This is a genomic window from Pseudomonas sp. CFBP 13711 (genome assembly GCF_014842265.1).
Classification (GTDB): Bacteria; Pseudomonadota; Gammaproteobacteria; order Pseudomonadales; family Pseudomonadaceae; genus Aquipseudomonas.
This window is the reverse complement of record NZ_JACYVI010000003.1, coordinates 417,270-435,874: the sequence shown is the minus strand read 5'-3', so window position 1 is coordinate 435,874 and position 18,605 is coordinate 417,270. Positions and strand designations below refer to the sequence as shown.

At 63.0% G+C, this 18,605-nt stretch carries 15 protein-coding genes; 10 read left to right on the top strand and 5 right to left on the bottom strand.

Annotation, left to right across the window (positions count from 1 at the left end; translation table 11 throughout):
- The first annotated feature begins 4 nt into the window (after nt 1–4).
- Nucleotides 5–1,954 (top strand): AAA family ATPase, encoded by a 1,950-nt coding sequence (locus IFT47_RS09015; RefSeq protein ID WP_192175114.1) that lies wholly within the window; start codon nt 5–7, stop codon nt 1,952–1,954.
- A gap of 323 nt (nt 1,955–2,277) precedes the next feature.
- On the opposite strand, the gene qhpR is transcribed toward IFT47_RS09015, so the two are convergent.
- Nucleotides 2,278–3,354, bottom strand: a complete 1,077-nt coding sequence (gene qhpR, locus IFT47_RS09010) for an AraC-like transcriptional regulator QhpR (protein ID WP_192175115.1) — start codon at nt 3,352–3,354, stop codon at nt 2,278–2,280.
- Between the two features lie 488 nt (nt 3,355–3,842).
- Here qhpR and eat point away from each other — a divergent pair, with 488 nt between their 5' ends.
- The 4 genes from eat (at nt 3,843) to IFT47_RS08990 (ending at nt 9,708) form a co-directional block, all read left to right on the top strand.
- Nucleotides 3,843–5,195, top strand: coding sequence for an ethanolamine permease (eat, locus tag IFT47_RS09005; RefSeq protein ID WP_192175116.1), 1,353 nt, complete (start codon nt 3,843–3,845; stop codon nt 5,193–5,195).
- A 27-nt stretch (nt 5,196–5,222) separates the two neighbouring features.
- On the top strand, nt 5,223–6,614 hold the full coding sequence (locus IFT47_RS09000) for an ethanolamine ammonia-lyase subunit EutB (protein WP_192175117.1): 1,392 nt from the start codon (nt 5,223–5,225) through the stop codon (nt 6,612–6,614).
- 35 nt (nt 6,615–6,649) lie between these two features.
- Entirely contained in the window at nt 6,650–7,468 is an 819-nt protein-coding gene (gene eutC, locus IFT47_RS08995; RefSeq protein ID WP_192175118.1) for an ethanolamine ammonia-lyase subunit EutC, read from the top strand.
- Between the two features lie 821 nt (nt 7,469–8,289).
- Entirely contained in the window at nt 8,290–9,708 is a 1,419-nt protein-coding gene (locus IFT47_RS08990; protein ID WP_192172302.1) for a CoA transferase, read from the top strand.
- A gap of 6 nt (nt 9,709–9,714) precedes the next feature.
- On the opposite strand, the gene argC is transcribed toward IFT47_RS08990, so the two are convergent.
- On the bottom strand, nt 9,715–10,653 hold the full coding sequence (gene argC, locus IFT47_RS08985) for an N-acetyl-gamma-glutamyl-phosphate reductase (RefSeq protein WP_192172303.1): 939 nt from the start codon (nt 10,651–10,653) through the stop codon (nt 9,715–9,717).
- 117 nt (nt 10,654–10,770) lie between these two features.
- Here argC and IFT47_RS08980 point away from each other — a divergent pair, with 117 nt between their 5' ends.
- Nucleotides 10,771–11,655 carry a LysR substrate-binding domain-containing protein gene (locus IFT47_RS08980; RefSeq protein WP_192172304.1) on the top strand — a complete coding sequence of 295 codons (885 nt, stop codon included), beginning with the start codon at nt 10,771–10,773 and terminating at the stop codon, nt 11,653–11,655.
- An 87-nt stretch (nt 11,656–11,742) separates the two neighbouring features.
- On the opposite strand, the gene IFT47_RS08975 is transcribed toward IFT47_RS08980, so the two are convergent.
- Nucleotides 11,743–12,174, bottom strand: a complete 432-nt coding sequence (locus IFT47_RS08975) for a nuclear transport factor 2 family protein (protein WP_192172305.1) — start codon at nt 12,172–12,174, stop codon at nt 11,743–11,745.
- Nucleotides 12,175–12,440: 266 nt separating this feature from the next.
- Between IFT47_RS08975 and yghX the strand changes: the two genes are divergently transcribed.
- The 4 genes from yghX to IFT47_RS08955 all read left to right on the top strand — a co-directional run bounded on the left by yghX (nt 12,441) and on the right by IFT47_RS08955 (nt 16,497).
- Nucleotides 12,441–13,328, top strand: coding sequence for a YghX family hydrolase (gene yghX / locus IFT47_RS08970; RefSeq protein WP_192172306.1), 888 nt, complete (start codon nt 12,441–12,443; stop codon nt 13,326–13,328).
- A 281-nt stretch (nt 13,329–13,609) separates the two neighbouring features.
- Nucleotides 13,610–13,873, top strand: a complete 264-nt coding sequence (locus IFT47_RS08965) for a hypothetical protein (protein WP_192172307.1) — start codon at nt 13,610–13,612, stop codon at nt 13,871–13,873.
- A 32-nt stretch (nt 13,874–13,905) separates the two neighbouring features.
- Nucleotides 13,906–15,735, top strand: a complete 1,830-nt coding sequence (gene atzF / locus IFT47_RS08960; protein ID WP_192172308.1) for an allophanate hydrolase — start codon at nt 13,906–13,908, stop codon at nt 15,733–15,735.
- Nucleotides 15,736–15,846: 111 nt separating this feature from the next.
- On the top strand, nt 15,847–16,497 hold the full coding sequence (locus tag IFT47_RS08955; protein ID WP_192172309.1) for a GntR family transcriptional regulator: 651 nt from the start codon (nt 15,847–15,849) through the stop codon (nt 16,495–16,497).
- A gap of 42 nt (nt 16,498–16,539) precedes the next feature.
- Here IFT47_RS08955 and IFT47_RS08950 read toward each other — a convergent pair whose 3' ends face one another.
- Both IFT47_RS08950 and IFT47_RS08945 read right to left on the bottom strand, forming a co-directional pair.
- Nucleotides 16,540–17,412, bottom strand: coding sequence for an NAD(P)-dependent oxidoreductase (locus tag IFT47_RS08950; protein WP_192172310.1), 873 nt, complete (start codon nt 17,410–17,412; stop codon nt 16,540–16,542).
- 239 nt (nt 17,413–17,651) lie between these two features.
- The gene (locus IFT47_RS08945; RefSeq protein WP_192172311.1) at nt 17,652–18,548 is read right to left on the bottom strand and encodes a LysR substrate-binding domain-containing protein; all 897 of its coding nucleotides are present in this window, start codon (nt 18,546–18,548) and stop codon (nt 17,652–17,654) included.
- Nucleotides 18,549–18,605: the final 57 nt, after the last annotated feature.

Sequence of the window (18,605 nt, the reverse complement as noted above, 5' to 3'; positions counted from 1 at the left end):
CGCAATGAGATCACCCGCTGCCTTCGCGCCACCGCCGTCGCTGTTTCTGCCCCTGACCAAAGAGGTGTGCAAGGGCCTGGCCGCTGGCGAATCGCTGGACGATTTCCTGAGTCAAGCCGGCCGGCCGCAACTCGCTGCGCTGATGCTGCTGCTCAATCTCAACGCACTGGTCGCGCAAAACACCGCCGTCGAACAGCTCGAACGCATGCTCGATGATGTCCTGCGCGCGGCCGCTTCCGTCGAAGAAGCGGGCGGTCGATTTGCCGATCTGGTGCGGGGCAGGTTCACCGCCGACCATCTGGCCGCAGGGCTCTCGGTGCTTGAAATTGCCGGCGTCAGTCTGCTCGACGACGCTGATATCGAGCAGCAGGATTACCTCGACGGGGAAGGGCAGTGGGACTTCGGTTTTGGCCTGCGTCATCGCGCCAAACTGGAGCCACTGACCCGCGACATCGTGATGCCGTCCGGCGACGTCCTGCGCCTGAGCGATCAGCAGAGCCGGATCTTCGACGAGTTCAAGGTCTGCAACGAAGAGTCGTTCCACCTGCAGGCCTATGCCGGGGTGGGCAAGACCTACCTGCTGGCGAAGTTCTTTGAGGTCCTGGTCCCGGAAAAGACCTTGCTCATGGCGACCTTTCCGGGTCAGGTGAGCGCGCTTCAGGCGCGGGTGCGCCAGGCCAACCCCGACGCGCGGATCAACGCGTGCACCTTCGGCCATATGGCCAACCTGCTGCTTAACCGCGATCTCACGGCGCGCGGCTGGCGCAACACCGATATACAACGCACCGGCGCCAGCTCGCTGGTCGATGACCGGCAAGTGGCGCAGTGGCTGAATTTGCAGGCGGTGGGCAAGTTGCAGCCCCGTGACGTGGCGCGGGTCTGCCGCAGCACCGTGCACAGTTTCAGCCTGTCGCCGCTGGCGAATATCGAGGCGCGGCACTTGCCGTCGTTGGGCCACGCGGCGAGTCAGGCGGACATCGCTCTGCTGCTGGAATACAGCCGCCTGCTCTGGCGCGAGACGGTCAGGCCGTCGGCGCCGCACATTCGTCTGCCGATCCGCAACAGCCACCGGATCAAGTTTCTGGCGCTGACCAGCGAAGTGATCCCCGAGAATTACAGCCACATCATCATCGACGAAAGCCACGAACTGACGGCGCCGATGGTGCAGATCCTCGACCGCAGCCCCCAGGCGGTCATTACGTTGGGGGACGAATTCCAGCAGCTCAGCGGCAAGACCCCGCGCCACGGCGGCTTCATTCGCCAGCGTTTCATGACCCAGTCCATCCGCGCCGGCAAGCAAATGGCCGACTTGCTCAATCCGATGATTCAATTGCACCCCAGCGACATCAAGGAAGGTTTCGTCGGCCGCGCGCCGCACCCGACGCGGATCATTGGCCACGGCATCATGCCGATTCCGGAAAAACCCACGACGATTCTGGTCGCCAACGAATGGGGCCTGTTTGCATGGTTCAAGCGCCTGACCGAAGCCGGCGCGCGCTTTCAAATGCCCCTGCGCACCTTTGAAAGCCTCACGCTGTTCGTAAAAGGCCTGGACCTGCTCTACCGCGAAGACCTGCGCCCGCAGCACCGGCTGATCTTCCGGTTTGCCTATTGGGACGCGTTGGCCTCGGCCATGGGCGGCAGCCACGAATTCAAGGCGATGCACGAGTGGCTCGGCCAAGGCAACCGCCTGCAGGACTTCATCAACACCGCCCAGCGCTTCTGCAATGACCCGACCGCCATCCTCAAACTGGCGAAAGTCGAAGACGTGAAGAACCAGGAATTCGACTCCGTGCTGCTCTCCCGCGACCTCATGCGGCCACCGCGCGAGGGCTCGACCCATTCACTGGCCAGCGTATGTTCCCTGCTATACACCGCCAGCTCCCGCGCCCGGCACGAACTGCTGTTGCCGGGGAACATGAATGACTGGTTGCAGGATTTGGGGCGTAAGTAGGGGGCGCTTCTGATCCAGACGCCGCGCTGCCCGCTGGAACTGATTTACCTGTGGGAGCGAGCTTGCTCGCGAAGACGGCAGTTCAGGCACTGAAGATGTAACGGCTGTTCCTGCCTCTTCGTGAGCAAGCTCACTCCCACAGTCCCAGCGAACCGACCAAAATATCGAGTGAATCCACTATCCCGTGGGAGCCGAGCTTGCTCGCGAAGGCTTCCTGTCAGTCACCAGATAAGGTGGCTGAATGTCCGGGCCCCTTCATGAGCAAGCTAACTCCCACATCACGGTGCTGTCTGGGAAAACAAGGAAAGCCGGCCGCCAGCGTTTCAAACCCGGCAATCACCCCCACGCCACTGCTTCGGACTCACCCCGAACCATCGTTTAAACGCCCGGGAGAACGCACTGGTTTCCGAGTAGCCGAGCAGCGAGGCGAGCTGGGTGATGCTGAGGTTCTGCTGTTTCAGGTGATTCAGGGCCGAGTCCTGGCGGATCTGGTCGACCAGTTGCGTGAAGCTGAAGCCGTGTTCGCGCAGTTTGCGCTGCAGGGTCCATTCGGACAGGCCGAGGGTGTGGGCGATGTCGTCCAGCGCCGGTTCGCCCAGGTGCAGGATGGCGAGGATGGTCTGGCGGGCGCGGTCGAGGAGCGTGGCCTCGGGGCTGTTGCCCGTGCCGCTGCCGTTATCGCCCAGTTGGCGGATCGCGTCCTTGATCAGCATCAGCAGAATCGGGTCGCTGCCGGGCATGGCTTTGCCCACGACATCGCGCTTGGGGATCAGCAGTGAATTGCAGCTCTGCCCAAAACGCACGTCAGCGCGGAACACGTCGCGGTGTTCGTGCCAGCCCTGGGGTTTGGCGTGTTCGAATGCCACTTGCCGAGGTGCCCAGTCCGGGCCGAGCACGTGCCGCACCAGGTTCAGCGCCATGCCCATGGTCAGCTCGGCGTCCTGGCGGCGTTCGTTGATCGCGCCGTGGCGCACCTGATAATCGAAACGGTAGCACTCGCCTTGATCCACCAATTCGATCAGCGTGCTGTGCTGATGGAACGGGAAGGCGGCGGAGAAATTGATCAGTGCGTCTTCCAGCGTCGCCGAGCACAGGCCGATGTAGCCCAGCAGGCCCAGCGCCTGGGGCCGGAATTGCTGGCCGTAACGCAGGCCGAAATTGTCGCAGCCGGTCTGGCTCGCGGCTTCTTCCAGCACTTTGCAGTAGTTGGTCAGCGGCAGGCTCAGGGTCGGGTGCAGCAGCTGCTCGGGGTCGATGCCGGAGCGGCCGAACACCCGGTCCAGATCACCGCCGTGTTGCACGATAAAGCCATCGAGCCCGTTGGCCGCAGCCGACAGCACGCCGCGATTGCTGGCGGCGGGCGAGTTCGATGCGGCGGCGGGGACGAGGGTCTGGAGCATGGGGGTGAGGGCTCTGACGGTGTGTAGGCCTATCGTGCAAGCAAATGTCGTACCTTGTGTCAGCCACATGCATCGTCGGGGGGAATCAACGGTCCTGTGGGAGGGACCGGGGCAGCGCTCCACCTTGCTCGCGAAGACTGCATTCCAGCCGCTGCATACTCGGCGAATGTACCGACCTCCTCGCGAGCAAGGTGGAGCGCCACCCCGGTCACTCCTACATGGGCACCGGTGCTACTCGACGACTCATCTGCTGCCCAAGCTGTTGGGAAGTCTGGTGCCACTGCGGTCAGCAAACACAGGCATTGCGTGACCCTCAATAAAGCACCGGGCCGTTTTCACGCGCCAGTGTGGCGCACCCCCGGCAGATACCCGGAAAACTTGACCGCAGACGACAGACCGCGCGCCGTACGGTCAAGCCTTGGCCTGTCAGCTGTGACTATGCTCGACGTCAGACAAATACCGTCGCCTGGCTACCGGGGTACACGCTCATGACTGCATCACAACTCAAACCCACCTTGGGAACCCTGCATTTGTGGGGGCTGGCCGTCGGCCTGGTGATTTCCGGCGAATACTTCGGCTGGAGTTACGGCTGGGGCACCGCCGGGACGCTGGGCTTTCTGGTGACCACGCTGATGGTGGCGGTGATGTACACCTGCTTCATCTTCAGTTTCACCGAACTCACCACCGCGATTCCCAACGCAGGCGGGCCGTTTGCCTACAGCCTGCGCGCCTTTGGCGTGACCGGTGGGATGATTGCGGGCCTGGCAACGCTGATCGAGTTCGTCTTCGCCCCGCCCGCCATTGCGATGGCGATCGGCGCTTACCTTAACGTGCAATTCCCGTCCCTTGATCCAAGGGTTGCGGCCATCGGCGCGTATTTCGTGTTCATGACCCTGAACATCCTGGGCGTGAGCATCGCAGCGACCTTCGAACTGGTGGTCACCATTCTGGCGGTGGCCGAACTGCTGGTGTTCATGGGCGTCGTCGCGCCGGGCTTCAGCTTCAGCAATTTCGTCCTCGGCGGCTGGGCCGGTTCCGATACCTTCGGCCTGCCGGCCATCAGCGGCATGTTCGCGGCGATCCCGTTCGCCATCTGGTTCTTCCTCGCCATCGAAGGCGCCGCCATGGCGGCCGAAGAAGCCAAGGACCCGAAACGCACCATTCCGCGCGCTTACGTGGGCGGCATCCTGACGTTGGTGGTGCTGGCGATCGGCGTGATGATCTTCGCCGGTGGCGTGGGCGACTGGCGTACGCTGGCGAACATCAATGACCCGTTGCCCCAGGCGATGAAAGCGGTGGTTGGCGGCAACTCCAACTGGATGCACATGCTGGTGTGGATCGGCCTGTTCGGTCTGGTGGCGAGTTTCCACGGCATCATCCTCGGCTATTCGCGGCAGTTCTTCGCCCTGGCACGGGCGGGCTTTCTGCCACCGAGCCTGGCGAAACTGTCGCGCTTCCAGACGCCCCACCGTGCGATCCTCGCGGGCGGTGTGATCGGCATCATCGCGATCCTCAGCGACGGCGTGATCAACCTGCAGGGCATGACGCTGACCGCCGCGATGATCACCATGTCGGTGTTCGGTGCCATCGTGATGTACATCATCAGCATGCTCAGCCTGTTCAAGTTGCGCCGCAGCGAACCGAACCTTGAGCGCAGCTTCCGCGCGCCGGGCTATCCGATCGTGCCGGGCATCGCCCTGGTGCTGGCGGTGGTGTGTTTGGTCGCCATGGTCTGGTTCAACCTGCTGATCTGCGCCATATTCATCTGCCTGATGGCCGTGGGCGCGGTGTTCTGCAAAATGGTCCGCGGGCGCAGTGCGGCGGTCGCGGTCGCCGGTTAATCACGCGGTTCGATAAAAGAGGTGTGCATGAGTTTTTCCCACAGCATCGGTGGCATGGTCTGGCGCTTCGACAGCCTGCGGGAACTCATGGCCAAGGCCAGCCCCGCACGCTCCGGTGACTTTCTCGCAGAAGTGGCCGCCAGCAGCGATGCCGAACGCGCGGCGGCGCAAATGGCCCTGGCCGACGTGCCGCTCAAGCAATTTCTCACCGAAGCGCTGATTCCCTATGAAGAGGATGAAGTCACCCGCCTGATCGTCGACAGCCATGACCGCGCCGCCTTCGCCCCGGTCAGCCATCTCACGGTCGGCGGCTTTCGCGACTGGCTGCTGGGGGACGACGCCACCGAGACCAGCCTCAAGGCCCTGGCACCGGGCTTGACCCCGGAGATGGCGGCGGCGGTGTCGAAGATCATGCGCGTGCAGGATCTGGTGCTGGTGGCGCAGAAAATTCGTGTCGTCACCCGCTTTCGCAACACCGTCGGCCTGCGCGGGCGCATGTCCACCCGGCTGCAACCCAATCACCCCACCGATGACCCGGCCGGCATCGCCGCCAGCGTGCTCGACGGTTTGCTGTACGGCAACGGCGACGCCATGATCGGCATCAACCCGGCCACCGACAGCGTCAGCGCTATCAGCGAACTGCTGAAGATGCTCGACGGCGTCATTCGTCATTACGAGATTCCCACTCAGTCCTGCGTGCTGACCCACGTCACCTCATCGGTGGCGGCCATCGAAAAAGGTGTGCCGCTGGACCTGGTGTTCCAGTCCATCGCCGGTACCGAAGCGGCCAACAGCGGGTTCGGCATCAGCCTGGAAATCCTTCGCGAAGGCTACGAAGCCGGGCTCAGCCTGAAGCGCGGCCCGCTGGGCGACAACCTGATGTACTTCGAAACCGGGCAGGGCAGCGCCTTGTCGGCCAACGCGCATCACGGCGTCGATCAACAGACCTGCGAGGCCCGGGCCTACGCGGTCGCGCGGCATTTCAATCCGTTTCTAGTGAACACCGTGGTCGGCTTTATCGGCCCGGAATACCTGTACAACGGCAAGCAGATCATTCGCGCCGGGCTTGAAGATCACTTTTGCGGCAAGCTGCTCGGCGTGCCCATGGGCTGCGACATCTGCTACACCAACCATGCCGAAGCCGATCAGGACGACATGGACGTGCTGCTGACCTTGCTCGGCGTCGCGGGCATCAACTTCATCATGGGCATTCCGGGGTCCGACGACGTGATGCTCAACTACCAGACCACCTCGTTTCACGACGCTTTGTATGCACGCAAAACCATCGGCCTGCGCCCGGCGCCGGAGTTCGAGGAATGGCTGACGCGCATGGACATCCTGCGCCAGGACGACGGCGGCGTGCGGCTGGGGCAGGGCGTGCCGCCGTTGTTCCGCAAGGCGCTGGCGCAACTGAATTAGTCGCTGATCAGCAGTTCCAGACAAGGGCTTGAGCCATGAGCGATGACAAGAAATCACCCGCACACGCCGATGCCTGGCAGCAGTTGCGGTCATTGACCTCGGCGCGAATCGCCCTCGGGCATGCGGGCACGAGTTTGCCGACGGCGGCGCAGCTGGATTTCCAGTTTGCCCACGCCCAGGCCCGCGACGCTGTGCACCTGGCGTTCGATCACGGAGCGCTGGCCGAGCAACTGGCGGGTCGGTCCCGCGAGACGCTGACCCTGCAAAGCTCAGCCACCGATCGCCATGTGTACCTGCAACGGCCTGATTTGGGGCGGCGTTTGTCCGAGGGGGCGGCTGCCCAGCTGAAGGATTACGCGGCGGCGCATCCTGACGGATTTGATCTGGCGCTGGTGGTCGCAGACGGCTTGTCTGCGCTGGCGGTGCAACGCCACAGCCCGGCGATGCTGGAGCGCATCGACGAAATGGCAGCGGCGGAAGGTTGGAGCCTGGCGCCGGTGGTGCTGGTGGAACAGGGCCGCGTCGCCGTTGCCGATGAAATCGGCGCACTGCTCAAGGCGCGCATGGTGGTGATCCTGATCGGCGAGCGGCCGGGCCTCAGTTCGCCGGACAGCCTCGGCCTGTACTTTACGTACGCACCGCGCGTGGGCCTGAACGACGCCGCGCGCAACTGCATTTCCAACGTGCGTCTTGAAGGCATGAGTTACGCGATGGCGGCGCACAAGCTGCTGTACCTGATGCGCGAGGCCTGGCGTCGGCAGTTGTCCGGCGTGAGCTTGAAAGACGATGCGCAAGTGCCGGTGCTGGAAGCGGGCGAGGGCACCCGGCCGGGGAATTTTCTGCTGGGACCTTGATCGTGCCCACGCTCCGCGTGGACATGCCTCCGTGACGCTCGGCGTCGCCTTGTGAACGGCTTGAATATTCGGTGTGTTCTTTGACGCCTTCCCGGCTAAAGCCGGTCCCACATTTTAGGTCACCGCCAGTTTGACAGGATGCGCGCGGTGCTTTTAGTGGGACCGGCTTCAGCCGGGAAGAGGCCAGTGCATCCGCTGAATCTCCTGCGGCAGTTACGCCCCCTTCGCGAGCAAGCTCGCTCCCACATAATCGTTGTCGACGCCGGATCTGAGCCAGCCTGCAGAACCTGTGGGAGTGAGCTTGCTCACGAGGAGGCCAGTGCAGCCACTGCATTTCTGACAATAGATACACCGTCTTCCCGGCTAAAGCCGGTCCCACATTTTAGGTCACCGCCAGTTTGACAGGATGCGCGCGGTGCTTTTAGTGGGACCGGCTTCAGCCGGGAAGAGGCCAGTGCATCCGCTGAATCTCCTGCGGCAGTTACGCCCCCTTCGCGAGCAAGCTCGCTCCCACATAATCGTTGTCGACGCCGGATCTGAGCCAGCCTGCAGAACCTGTGGGAGAGAGGTTGCTCACGAAGAGGCCAGTGCAGCCACTGCATTTCTGACAATAGATACACCGTCTTCCCGGCTAAAGCCGGTCCCACATTTCAGGTCACCGCCAGTATGACTGGATGCATGCGGTGCTTTTAGTGGGACCGGCTTCAGCCGGGAAGAGGCCAGTGCATTCGCTGCATCTCCAACGGCAAACACGCGGGCTTCGCCCCCCCTTTTAGACTCTTTTGCTAGGCTGCTCACACCACTCCCGAGAGCGCTGCCCCATGCCGATTGCCCAGTCCGACACTGCCTGCACGCATTTCCTGCGCGAATTCTGGTTGGCCCTCGGCGGGCCGCCTCGCTATCTTGACCATCTCCAGACCATCGGCGAAGGCGCCCTGGCGTCGACATTCCCGGTCACCGATTTCGCCACTGCCGCCGTCGCTGCCGCGCATCTGGCGGTGGGCGAATTGATTGATCAGGCCCACGGCACGTTGCCGCTGGTTACGGTCGATCGGCGCCTGGCCTCGTTCTGGTTCGCAACGTCCCTTCAGCCCCAAGGCTGGTCGCTGCCGGCGCAGTGGGACGCGGTGGCAGGGGATTACCGCGCGGCAGATGGATGGATCCGGTTGCACACCAACGCACCGCACCATCGTCAGGCCGCGCTCGCTGTGCTGAAAACCGCTCCCGAGCGTGATGCCGTCAGCCAGGCGGTGCTGGGCTGGAAGGCCAGTGAGCTGGAAAGCGCGGTGGTCGACCATCACGGTTGTGCCGCCGCCATGCTCAGCGCTTCGGCCTGGCACGAACATCCTCAGGGTCGCGCCGTCGCCGCCGAACCTTTGCTGCATCGTGCGCCGGCCACAGCGGCACCGGCTTCATCGCATCAGTCAAACCCCGCACGACCCGAATGGATCGTCCCGCGTGAACGGCCCTTGCGCGGCATTCGCGTGCTCGACCTCACGCGTATTCTGGCCGGCCCCGTGGCGACGCGGTTTCTCGCCGGGTTCGGCGCCGAGGTGCTGCGCATCGACCCTCTTGGCTGGGACGAGCCCGGCACCGTCCCGGAGGTGGTGCTTGGCAAACGCTGCGCGCGGCTGGATTTGCGCGACCCCGCCGATCGCGCAGTGCTGGAGGGCCTGATCCGCGAAGCAGACGTGATGATCCATGGTTACCGCGCCGACGCCCTCGCGCGACTGGGCCTCAGCGCAGAACGCCGCCGCGCGCTCAATCCGGGTCTGGTGGATGTATCGCTGAACGCCTACGGCTGGACCGGCCCATGGCGGGAGCGACGGGGTTTCGACAGTCTGGTGCAAATGAGTTGCGGCATCGCCAACGCTGGCATGGTCGCAGCGGGCGGTGACCGGCCGGTGCCGTTACCCGTGCAGGCGCTGGATCACGCCACCGGGTATCTGATGGCGGCGGCAGCAGTGCGCGGTCTGACCGAGCGACATATCACCGGACAAGGCGTTCAAGTGCAGGCATCCCTGGCGCGCACCGCGTTATCGCTGATGTCGTTCGCCCAAACCGAGGCCCAGCCTGCAGCGCTGTTGCCGTTGAATCCGAGCGACTACTCCGACGCCATCGAGCACACCGCGTGGGGCCCGGCGCTGCGCCTCAAACCCGCCGGGCAGATCGACGGCACGCCGACCCACTGGGATTTACCAGCGAGCGGACTGGGCAGTGGCGACGCGAGATGGCTGTAACGCGCGTCAGCCACCCGCAATCATCAGATCCAGATTCTGCACCGCCGCCCCGGCCGCGCCCTTGCCCAGATTGTCGAACACGGCGGCCAGCAGTACGTGGCCGTCGTGCTCGAACACCATCAGCCGCAGGTTATCCGTGCCGTTGAGCTGGCGGGGGTCGATCCCGCTCAGCGCGCGCGACTGCTCCATCGGCAGCACTTCGACAAACCCGCTGCCTCGATAATGCTCAGCCAGCGCGGCATGCAGCGTCGTGCCCGTCACGCCGTGGGGCAGCAAGCGCGTTTGCAGCGCGATGGTCAGCACGATGCCCTGACGAAACGCGCCGTAAGCCGGTACGAACACCGGCCGCTCGCTCAGCCCGCTGTACTGCTGGATCTCCGGAACGTGCTTGTGCGCAAGGCTCAGGCCGTAGACCTGAAAAGGCACCGCCTGAGCAGCGTCCGGCCCTTCGAATTCGTCGACCCCCGCGCGGCCTTTGCCCGAATAGCCCGACACCGCATTGATGCTGATCGGGTAATCGCGCGGCAGCAGTCCCGCCTCCAGCAACGGCCGCAACAGACCGATCGCCCCAGTGGGATAGCAGCCTGGATTGCTGACGCGGCGGGCTGTGGCGATGCGTTGTTTCTGTGCTTCGCTCATCTGCGCGAAACCGTAGACCCAGTCGGGATGGGTACGGTGCGCAGAGCTGGCGTCGATCACCCGCACGTCCGGGTTGGTGATGCTCGCCGCTGCGTCGCGGGCGGCCTCGTCGGGCAGGCACAGCACCGCGATGTCGCAGGCGTTGATCGCGGCAGCTCGGCTTTCAGGGTTTTTGCGGTGTTCGGCGGGCAGCGTCACCACCTGCAGGTCGGTGCGGCCTTGCAGGCGCTGGTGTATTTGCAGGCCGGTGGTGCCTTGGTCGCCGTCGATGAACACGATAGGCTGGGGCGCTTGTTTTAAAGACATGGCATTTGAATTCCGCAGAAGGTCGTCAATGCCAGCCATCTTCCAGTCCACTCGTGGATAGAGAAAGTTGAATTTGTTGACGGTACACTTCAGCTTTTCTGAAGGAGGGGCATCAGGGTGCGGGAAATCAGTCTGGATCGTTTGCGCACTCTTGTGGCCATCGCCGACCACGGCTCATTTGCTGAAGCCGCACGGGTGCTCAACCTCGCGCCGCCGACGGTGAGCCTGCACATCGCTGATCTGGAGCAGCGAGTGGGCGGCGTGTTGCTCTCGCGCACGCGGGGCCGGGTTCAGCCCTCGGCCATCGGCGACACCCTGATCGAGCGCGCGCGGCGTCTGTTGGCCGATGCCGAGCAGGCGCTGGAAGACGTCGAGCGCCAGGTTCAGGGACTGGCCGGGCGGGTGCGATTGGGTGCATCAACCGGCGTCATCGCGCAATTGCTGCCCCAGGCGCTGGAAACCCTGGAGCAGTTACACCCGGGCATCGACGTGCAGGTCGCGGTGCTGACGTCGCAACAGACGCTGCAAAAGCTCGCGGACGGCAGCCTGGACATCGGCGTGATTGCGCTGCCTCAAGCGCCGGTGAAGGGCTTGTCGATTCAGCCGTGGCGCCGGGACCCGGTGATGGCGTTTTTGCCGGCGCGCTGGGACTGCCCGTCGGTCATCACCCCGAGTTGGCTGGCGGGTCAGCCGTTGATTCTCAACGACGCCACCACGCGGCTGTCCCGTCAGGTCGCCGAATGGTTTGCCGGCGAGGGGCCGCAGCCGACGCCGCGCATTCAGCTTAATTACAACGACGCGATCAAGAGTCTCGTGGGGGCGGGCTATGGCGCGACCTTGCTGCCCCATGAGGCGTCCACGCCCGCGCCGGAGAGCCGCATTGTCATGCGTCCGTTGCAGCCGGCGCTGTGGCGGGAGTTGGGCATTGCGCACCGGGCCGGAAGCGTCGAACGCTCGACCCGTTATGTGCTGGAGGTGTTGCAGGAGTTGGAAGCGTTGTAGGGCAACGGGAGTTAAAAACAGACGTGTAGCCGACCGGGGCTTGATCCTGTCAGGCGCCCGGTCGGTTACAACGTTGGAGTCATGCCATCAGAATTTGAACGCCTGGCGCCCGATCAGCAGCCAGTGGCCTTTCTGTTTCTGCCAGACCTGAAAGTTTTCGATCTCGGTCGGCACGACCTTGCCGCTGTTCACGGCTTCGGCGGAGAAGTGGTTGCGCACCAGGGCAGTGTCGCCGTTCATGTTGATTGTCTGGTTTTTCATTTCCAGGGTATTGAAGCCGCTGCGACCGGTTTCGATGTCGGCGATGAATTCATCCTTGTTCTGCACCTTGCCGCTGGAGTGCCCGTAGGTGACGTTGTCGGACGTCAACGCTTTAAGGCCGGCGATGTCCTTGTGCAGCATCGCCTGGGTCATGTTGTCGACGGCCTTGGCGACGGCTTGTTCATCGGCAGAAGGGGCGGCGGCCACGAAGCCTGAAAACAGGCACAAGAAGCCGAGGGTCAGTTTGAGTCGGGTCATGAGTGCATCCTTTTTTATTGTTGATGGAAGCGGCATGCAGGGCCATTTTCGTCGAAAAGTGGCTTTGTACGTCGTCGTACAACTGCGCCGCTCAGGCTAGCCCACAACGAGAGAGTTGGAAAGCGCGCCGTGGAAAGATGCTGTTCGACAGCGCGTGATGTGACGCACTCGGCCTAAATACTGCTTTACTGAGGGCTCGCTGCGGCACGTTCAGGCGCTCGGTTCTACGCCTGTGCCCGTTGAACAATCGATGAGGATGCGCACAGATGACCCGTCTCACCGCCAAAGACTTCGCCCCTGAATTGCTTGAGCTTTACGACTATTACGTTCACGGCAAGATCAACCGCCGGGAGTTTCTGGATCGCGCGGCGGTGTTCGCCGTGGGCGGGCTTGCCGCCACGACGATTCTGGCTTCGCTGAGCCCCAATTACGCGCTGGCCGAGCAGGTCAAGTTCACCGACCCGGACATCATCGCCGAGTACATCACCTATCCATCGCCCAAGGGCAATGGCCAGGTGCGCGGGTATCTGGTGCGGCCGGCGAAGGCCGATGCCAAACTCGCGTCGGTGCTGGTGGTGCATGAGAATCGCGGCCTCAATCCCTATATCGAAGACGTCGCCCGGCGTGTGGCCAAGGCCGGTTTTATCGCCCTGGCACCTGACGGTTTGTCTTCGGTCGGGGGCTATCCGGGCAACGATGACCAAGGTCGCGAGCTGCAGGCGAAGGTCGATCCCGAGAAGCTGATGAATGACTTTTTCGCCGGCATCGAGTGGCTGATGGCTCATCACGCTTCCACCGGGAAAGTCGGGATCACCGGGTTTTGTTACGGCGGGGGCGTAGCCAATGCTGCTGCCGTGGCTTATCCGGAGTTGGCGGCGGCGGTGCCGTTTTATGGCCGTCAGCCGAGGGCCGAGGATGTCAGCCGGATCAAGGCGCCGTTGTTGTTGCATTACGCAGAGCTCGACAAGCCGATCACCGATGGCTGGCCGGCGTATGAAGCGGCATTGAAGGCGGCGGGCAAAACGTATGAGGCGCATATTTACAAGGGCGCCAACCATGGTTTTCATAACGATTCGACGCCGCGGTATGACGATGCTGCTGCGACGTTGGCGTGGGACCGGACGGTCGCATGGTTCAAAAAGTATCTGGTTTGAGGTGAGGCTGGCAGAAGGTCAAGAGCGTCTGCCTGGGGGCAGACTGTTTCGCCTTCGGCGAGTTACTTGATAAAGCCCCAAGTAACCAAGGGCTTGTGCTCCTGGTTGGGCCCTTCCTTCGTCAGGGTTCCTTCACTCCGGTCTCGCTCCGTGGGCCCGCGCCGAACGGGCATCCATGCCCTGACGGCGCTCTCGCCGCATCCATGCGGCTCGGCCCACTGCGCGAGACCTGCGTTCAGCCTGCACCCAAGTCGCGATAGGTGTCGTCTGGGCGTTATGTGTTGAAGATCGAGATCGAGATCGAGATCGAGATCAAGATCAAGATCAAGATCAAGATCAAGAGCAAGAGCAAGAGCAAGAGCAGATCAAAGGCTTCCCGTCTAAAGCCGGTCCCACTAGGTGATCGCGGTGTGCGGCGGGCACCAAAACCCTGCACGCCGTTCTTTTTTGTTGCGCACGATTGCTCCTCCAATCATCTGAAAACCACCCGCACCCCCTGCGCACCGGGCCTCCCATCGCCATGGCCCGGCTTTTGCTTCTGTTGAATCCAAACTTGGATACAAGATGGAAGCCTCCCATGCATGACCTCCAACACCCCCATATCGGCTGGACGATCAACGAATGGCTGACGGCCTATCAGGCCGGGCAGTTGTCCCCGGAAGTCCTGCTCACGCTCTCCAGCGCTTACCCGGAAACCGATACCGCGTGGATCGCCCGGGCCAGTCAGGCGCAGGTTAGCGAGCAGCTCGAAGCCCTCGCCGAGCGGCTCGCGGCGTTGAACGGCGATATCAGCCAACTGCCGCTGTACGGCGTGCCGTTCGCGATCAAGGACAATATCGACGCAGCGGGCTGGCCGACGACGGCGGCGTGCCCGGAATTCGCCTACGCCGCGAGCAAGGACGCGACTGTGGTGGCCCGACTGCGCGCAGCCGGGGCGATTTTGATGGGCAAGACCAACCTCGATCAGTTCGCCACCGGCCTGGTCGGCACGCGTTCGCCCTACGGCGCCGTACCCAACAGTTTCAACCCTGATTACGTCAGCGGCGGCTCCAGCTCTGGATCGGCGTCGGTGGTGGCGCGAGGATTGGTGGCGTTTTCGCTGGGCACCGACACCGCAGGCTCTGGCCGGGTGCCGGCGGGCTTCAACAACATCGTCGGCCTGAAACCGACCAAGGGCCGTTTGCCCAACACCGGGCTGGTGCCGGCGTGCAAGACGGTGGACTGCATTTCCATCTTTGCGCTGACCGTGGACGACGCGCAGAAAGTTGCCGATCTCGCTGAAGGCTTCGATGGCGATGACGCCTATTCCCGCCACAACCCTGGCACAGCGCCGGTAGGCTTTCGCGCAGCAATGAAGCTGGCGGTGCCGGATACTCTGGAGTTCTTCGGTGATGCGCAGAATCAAGCCGTGTTCGAACAGGCGCTGCGCCGTTTGAGCGGCATGGGCGCCGAGATCACCCGCATCGACTTCGCCCCGTTCAAGGCCCTGGCGGAGCAGTTGTATTACGGCCCGTGGGTCGCCGAACGCACGGTGGCCCTGACCTCGATGCTGGAAACCAACCCCGACGCCATCAATCCTGTAGTGCGCGGTATTGTCGAAAGCGGCCTGGCTTACAGCGCCTGTGACGCCTACCGCGCCGAGTACCTGCGCGCCACGCTGAGCCGGCAGATCAATGACGCCTTGGCCGGGTTCGACGCACTGGTCGTGCCCACTTCCGCGACCTTGCGCACCCTGGCGGAAATGGCTGTTGAGCCGGTTCTCTACAACTCCCAGTTCGGCTTCTACACCAACTTCACCAACCTGGCGGACCTCTCGGCCCTAGCGTTGCCTGCCGGTATGCGTGCCGATGGCTTGCCGTCGGGCATCACCTTGATTGCACCGGCGTGGCACGACACCGCACTTGCCCGGTTTGGCCAGCGCTGGCAGGAAAGCGTCGGCTTGCCCATGGGCGCAACCGGCCGAGCAATGCCAGCGTCGCCAGCGCCGACACCTTCGCCAGCGACTGCACCGCGCGGCAGTGTGCGGGTTGCCGTGGTGGGCGCGCACCTGACCGGCATGCCGCTGAACGTGCAGCTCACCCGCCGCGATGCCGTACTCGTCGAACAAACCCTGACCGCAGGCGACTACCGGCTCTACGCCTTGCCCGGCACCGTGCCGCCCAAACCAGGGCTGGTGAAATCCCCAGGCGGAGCGTCGATCATCGTCGAGTTGTGGGACATACCGCTGGCGCGCTTTGGTGAGTTCGTGGCCGAGATTCCTGCGCCGCTGGGCATCGGCAACCTGACGCTGAAGGACGGTCGCAGCGTCAAGGGTTTCATCTGCGAGCCTTGGGCGATTGATGGCGCGCTGGACATCACCTCGTTCGGTGGCTGGCGCGCGTACATCGCCAGCCTGAAAAAAGCCTGAGCCGCCGCCTGACGCGGTCCCAGGAAAACCACTGCGTCACGCCCCACCATTTTTCGAAGGAGCACCCAGGCCATCATCCCTTCACAGAAACCCAAACTGCGCCCGGACAATATGGCCGAGCGCATCTATCAGCAGCTCAAGGAAGACATCTTCGAGTTCCGCCTGCTGCCGGGGGATCGCTTCAGCGAAGGCGAGGTGGCCGAGCGCGTGCAGGCCAGCCGCACGCCGGTGCGGCAGGCGCTGTATCGGCTGGAGCGCGAAGGTTATCTGGAGGTGTATTTCCGCAGCGGCTGGCGGGTGAGGGCGTTCGATTTCACTTATTTCGAAGAGCTTTACGACGTGAGGATCGTGCTGGAATGCGCGGCACTGGCGCGTCTAGAGACATTAGATCTGGAGCAACACCCGGTCATCGACGAGCTGAAATGCACTTGGCTCGTCACGCCCCCCGAGCGCCTGCAAGATGCCCAGCAGGTGTCAGCGCTGGATGAGCGTTTCCACTGCGCACTGCTGGAGGCGGCAGGCAACACCGAAATGGCGCGGCTGCACCTGGAGATCACCGAGAAGATACGCATCATTCGCCGCCTGGATTTCACCCAGGCGGCGCGCATCGAGGCGACCTACGATGAGCATGGGCAGATTCTCGACGCCGTGCTCAACGGCCGCACAGGGCAGGCGCAGCAGTTGCTCACGCGGCACATCGAAGTCAGCAAGCAGGAGGTGCGCAAGATTACCCTGCACCGGCTCCATGTCGCCCGGCCTTGAGCTGACGTCTGGACCTCACATCAACGGCAAACGACGAAGCACTCAGCGCGGGTTGCGCCGCTCCGCCACTTCGGCCAATACCGCCAGGTCCATCTCGCCCTGACCATGGTCGATGGCGTCCTGCAAGTGGGCGCGAATCATCTCGGCGCTCGGCATCTCTACCGACACCTGACTGGCCGCCGCCAGCACCAGATCCACATCCTTCAATCCAAGCACCGCCTTGAACGCGGCGGGCTCGTATTTGCGTTCGCCGATCAACGCGCCATAACCGGCGTACACCGGGCCGGGGAAGATCGTCCCCGCCGCCAGTTCCACCAGATCGGCCGATTTCAGGCCGTGGCGGGTGACCAGCACGGCCGCTTCGCTCATCGCCTCGATGGCCGAGACCAGCATGAAGTTCATGGCCAGTTTCATGGCGTTGGCGCTGGAGGGTTTGTCGCCCATGCACCAGGTCTTGCTGCCGATCAGGTCGAACAACGGCTGCACTGTCTCGATGACTTCAGCGGAGCCGGCAGCCATGATGTTCAGCTTCGCGGCGGCAGCCATGTTGGGGCGGCCCATCACCGGCGCGGCGATGTACTCGATGCCCTGCGCGGCGTGCAACTCGGCCAACTCGTCGGCGAAGGTCACGGAAATGGTCGCCATGTTGATGTGGATCAGCGGGCCCTGGAGTGACTTGAGAAGACCGGAATCCAGCAGCACTGCGCGCAAGGCCTTGTCGTCGGCGAGCATGCTGAACACCACGTCGGCGGCGAACGCTTGCGCAGGCTCGGTGACTGCCGTGGCGCCTTGCTCGACCAATGGCTTCGCCGCCTCGGGAGAACGGTTCCAGACCAGCAGTTCATGACCGCCTTTCAACAGATTGCCAGCCACGGCCTGACCCATATTGCCGAGGCCCAAAAAGCCGATTTTCATGGGGATGCGCTCCAGTAGAAGGTGGGGTGTGCGGCGCACACCCGTATCACCCACTTGAGACAGTTGTCTTGGCGAAAACGACGCTATGGGTGACAAACGGCTGCATTGGCCCAGCATTCCAACGCTTGGAGGTCACGCGCCGTTGGGTGGCCTGAAGATCGTCAGGGCTACAGGCGCCGCAAGTCAGTGCCAGGCCCTATCGATTCAGCGCGGGACGAACGTCGCTTTTCCGGGAGGCGCTAATCGTATTTTCCGGTCCTGTGGGTCAGGGCAAGAATGAAGTCCACCAAGTTGGAAAATCCCTTGTGTTCTTTACGCGCAGGGAGGTAGAGCAGGTGGACCTGCAGCGGCGTTGGGCGATGATCGCGTAGCACTTCCACCAAACGGCCGGTGGATAAATCATTGATCACTGATAGTTCGGGCTGCAGTATCAGACCTGCGCCGCCCACTGCGGCCTGACGCAGAGCATGACTGTCGTTGGAAGCAAAGCATCCATCTCCCGTCCAGCAGTAGCCGTCAGCGTTGTGTAACGGCCATTGAATACAGCCATAGACAGACAAGTGTCCAAGACACGAGTGGCGCTCCAGGTCGCGGGGGACCTGCGGCGTGCCCCGTTGCAACAAGTAGTCCGGCGCTCCGCAGATCACCATTTGGTAGGGCGGAAGCCGGCGTGCGACCAGCTCTGAATCGGCCAGCGTCCCTACCCGAACGACTAAGTCAAATTGGTCATCGATCAGGTTCACATAAGCGTTGCTCAGAATGAGTTCGATTTTCACGGCGGGATAGAGGCGTAGATAGCGGGTAACCAACGGAGCAATCCATGTGGCTCCCACGCTGTGTGGCGCGCTGATGCGGATCATGCCTCGCGGATTCGCGTGCATGGATTCAATGGTGTTTTCGGCCAGTTTAATCTGGTTGAGTACCCCGCGAGCTGTCTCGCAATACACCTTGCCCGCCTGGGTCAAGCGTTGGCTGCGAGTGCTTCGTTCCAGCAATCGCATGCCGAGTAACTCCTCCAACTGCCGTACGTGCTTTCCCACCATGACCGCAGACAGACCCAGACGGCGAGCGGCGGCACTGAAGTTGCCCGCGTCTACCACCTCAAGCAGCACCTGCATCGACTGCAATTTGTTCATATTCCTAACCACCCGTTACAGATGCTCGAACGCTACAGCGCTTTTTCCTTCTTAACC

Bases quoted from the DNA above. Each gene is read 5' to 3' on its own strand.
- IFT47_RS08955 (WP_192172309.1), top strand. From the start codon at position 15,847: ATGGCCGAGCGCATCTATCAGCAGCTCAAGGAAGACATCTTCGAGTTC.
- argC (WP_192172303.1), bottom strand. From the start codon at position 10,653: ATGTCTTTAAAACAAGCGCCCCAGCCTATCGTGTTCATCGACGGCGAC.
- IFT47_RS08975 (WP_192172305.1), bottom strand. From the start codon at position 12,174: ATGACCCGACTCAAACTGACCCTCGGCTTCTTGTGCCTGTTTTCAGGC.
- IFT47_RS08945 (WP_192172311.1), bottom strand. From the start codon at position 18,548: ATGAACAAATTGCAGTCGATGCAGGTGCTGCTTGAGGTGGTAGACGCG.
- IFT47_RS09000 (WP_192175117.1), top strand. From the start codon at position 5,223: ATGAGTTTTTCCCACAGCATCGGTGGCATGGTCTGGCGCTTCGACAGC.
- IFT47_RS09015 (WP_192175114.1), top strand. From the start codon at position 5: ATGAGATCACCCGCTGCCTTCGCGCCACCGCCGTCGCTGTTTCTGCCC.
- IFT47_RS08990 (WP_192172302.1), top strand. From the start codon at position 8,290: ATGCCGATTGCCCAGTCCGACACTGCCTGCACGCATTTCCTGCGCGAA.
- eat (WP_192175116.1), top strand. From the start codon at position 3,843: ATGACTGCATCACAACTCAAACCCACCTTGGGAACCCTGCATTTGTGG.
- qhpR (WP_192175115.1), bottom strand. From the start codon at position 3,354: ATGCTCCAGACCCTCGTCCCCGCCGCCGCATCGAACTCGCCCGCCGCC.
- yghX (WP_192172306.1), top strand. From the start codon at position 12,441: ATGACCCGTCTCACCGCCAAAGACTTCGCCCCTGAATTGCTTGAGCTT.
- IFT47_RS08950 (WP_192172310.1), bottom strand. From the start codon at position 17,412: ATGAAAATCGGCTTTTTGGGCCTCGGCAATATGGGTCAGGCCGTGGCT.
- eutC (WP_192175118.1), top strand. From the start codon at position 6,650: ATGAGCGATGACAAGAAATCACCCGCACACGCCGATGCCTGGCAGCAG.
- atzF (WP_192172308.1), top strand. From the start codon at position 13,906: ATGCATGACCTCCAACACCCCCATATCGGCTGGACGATCAACGAATGG.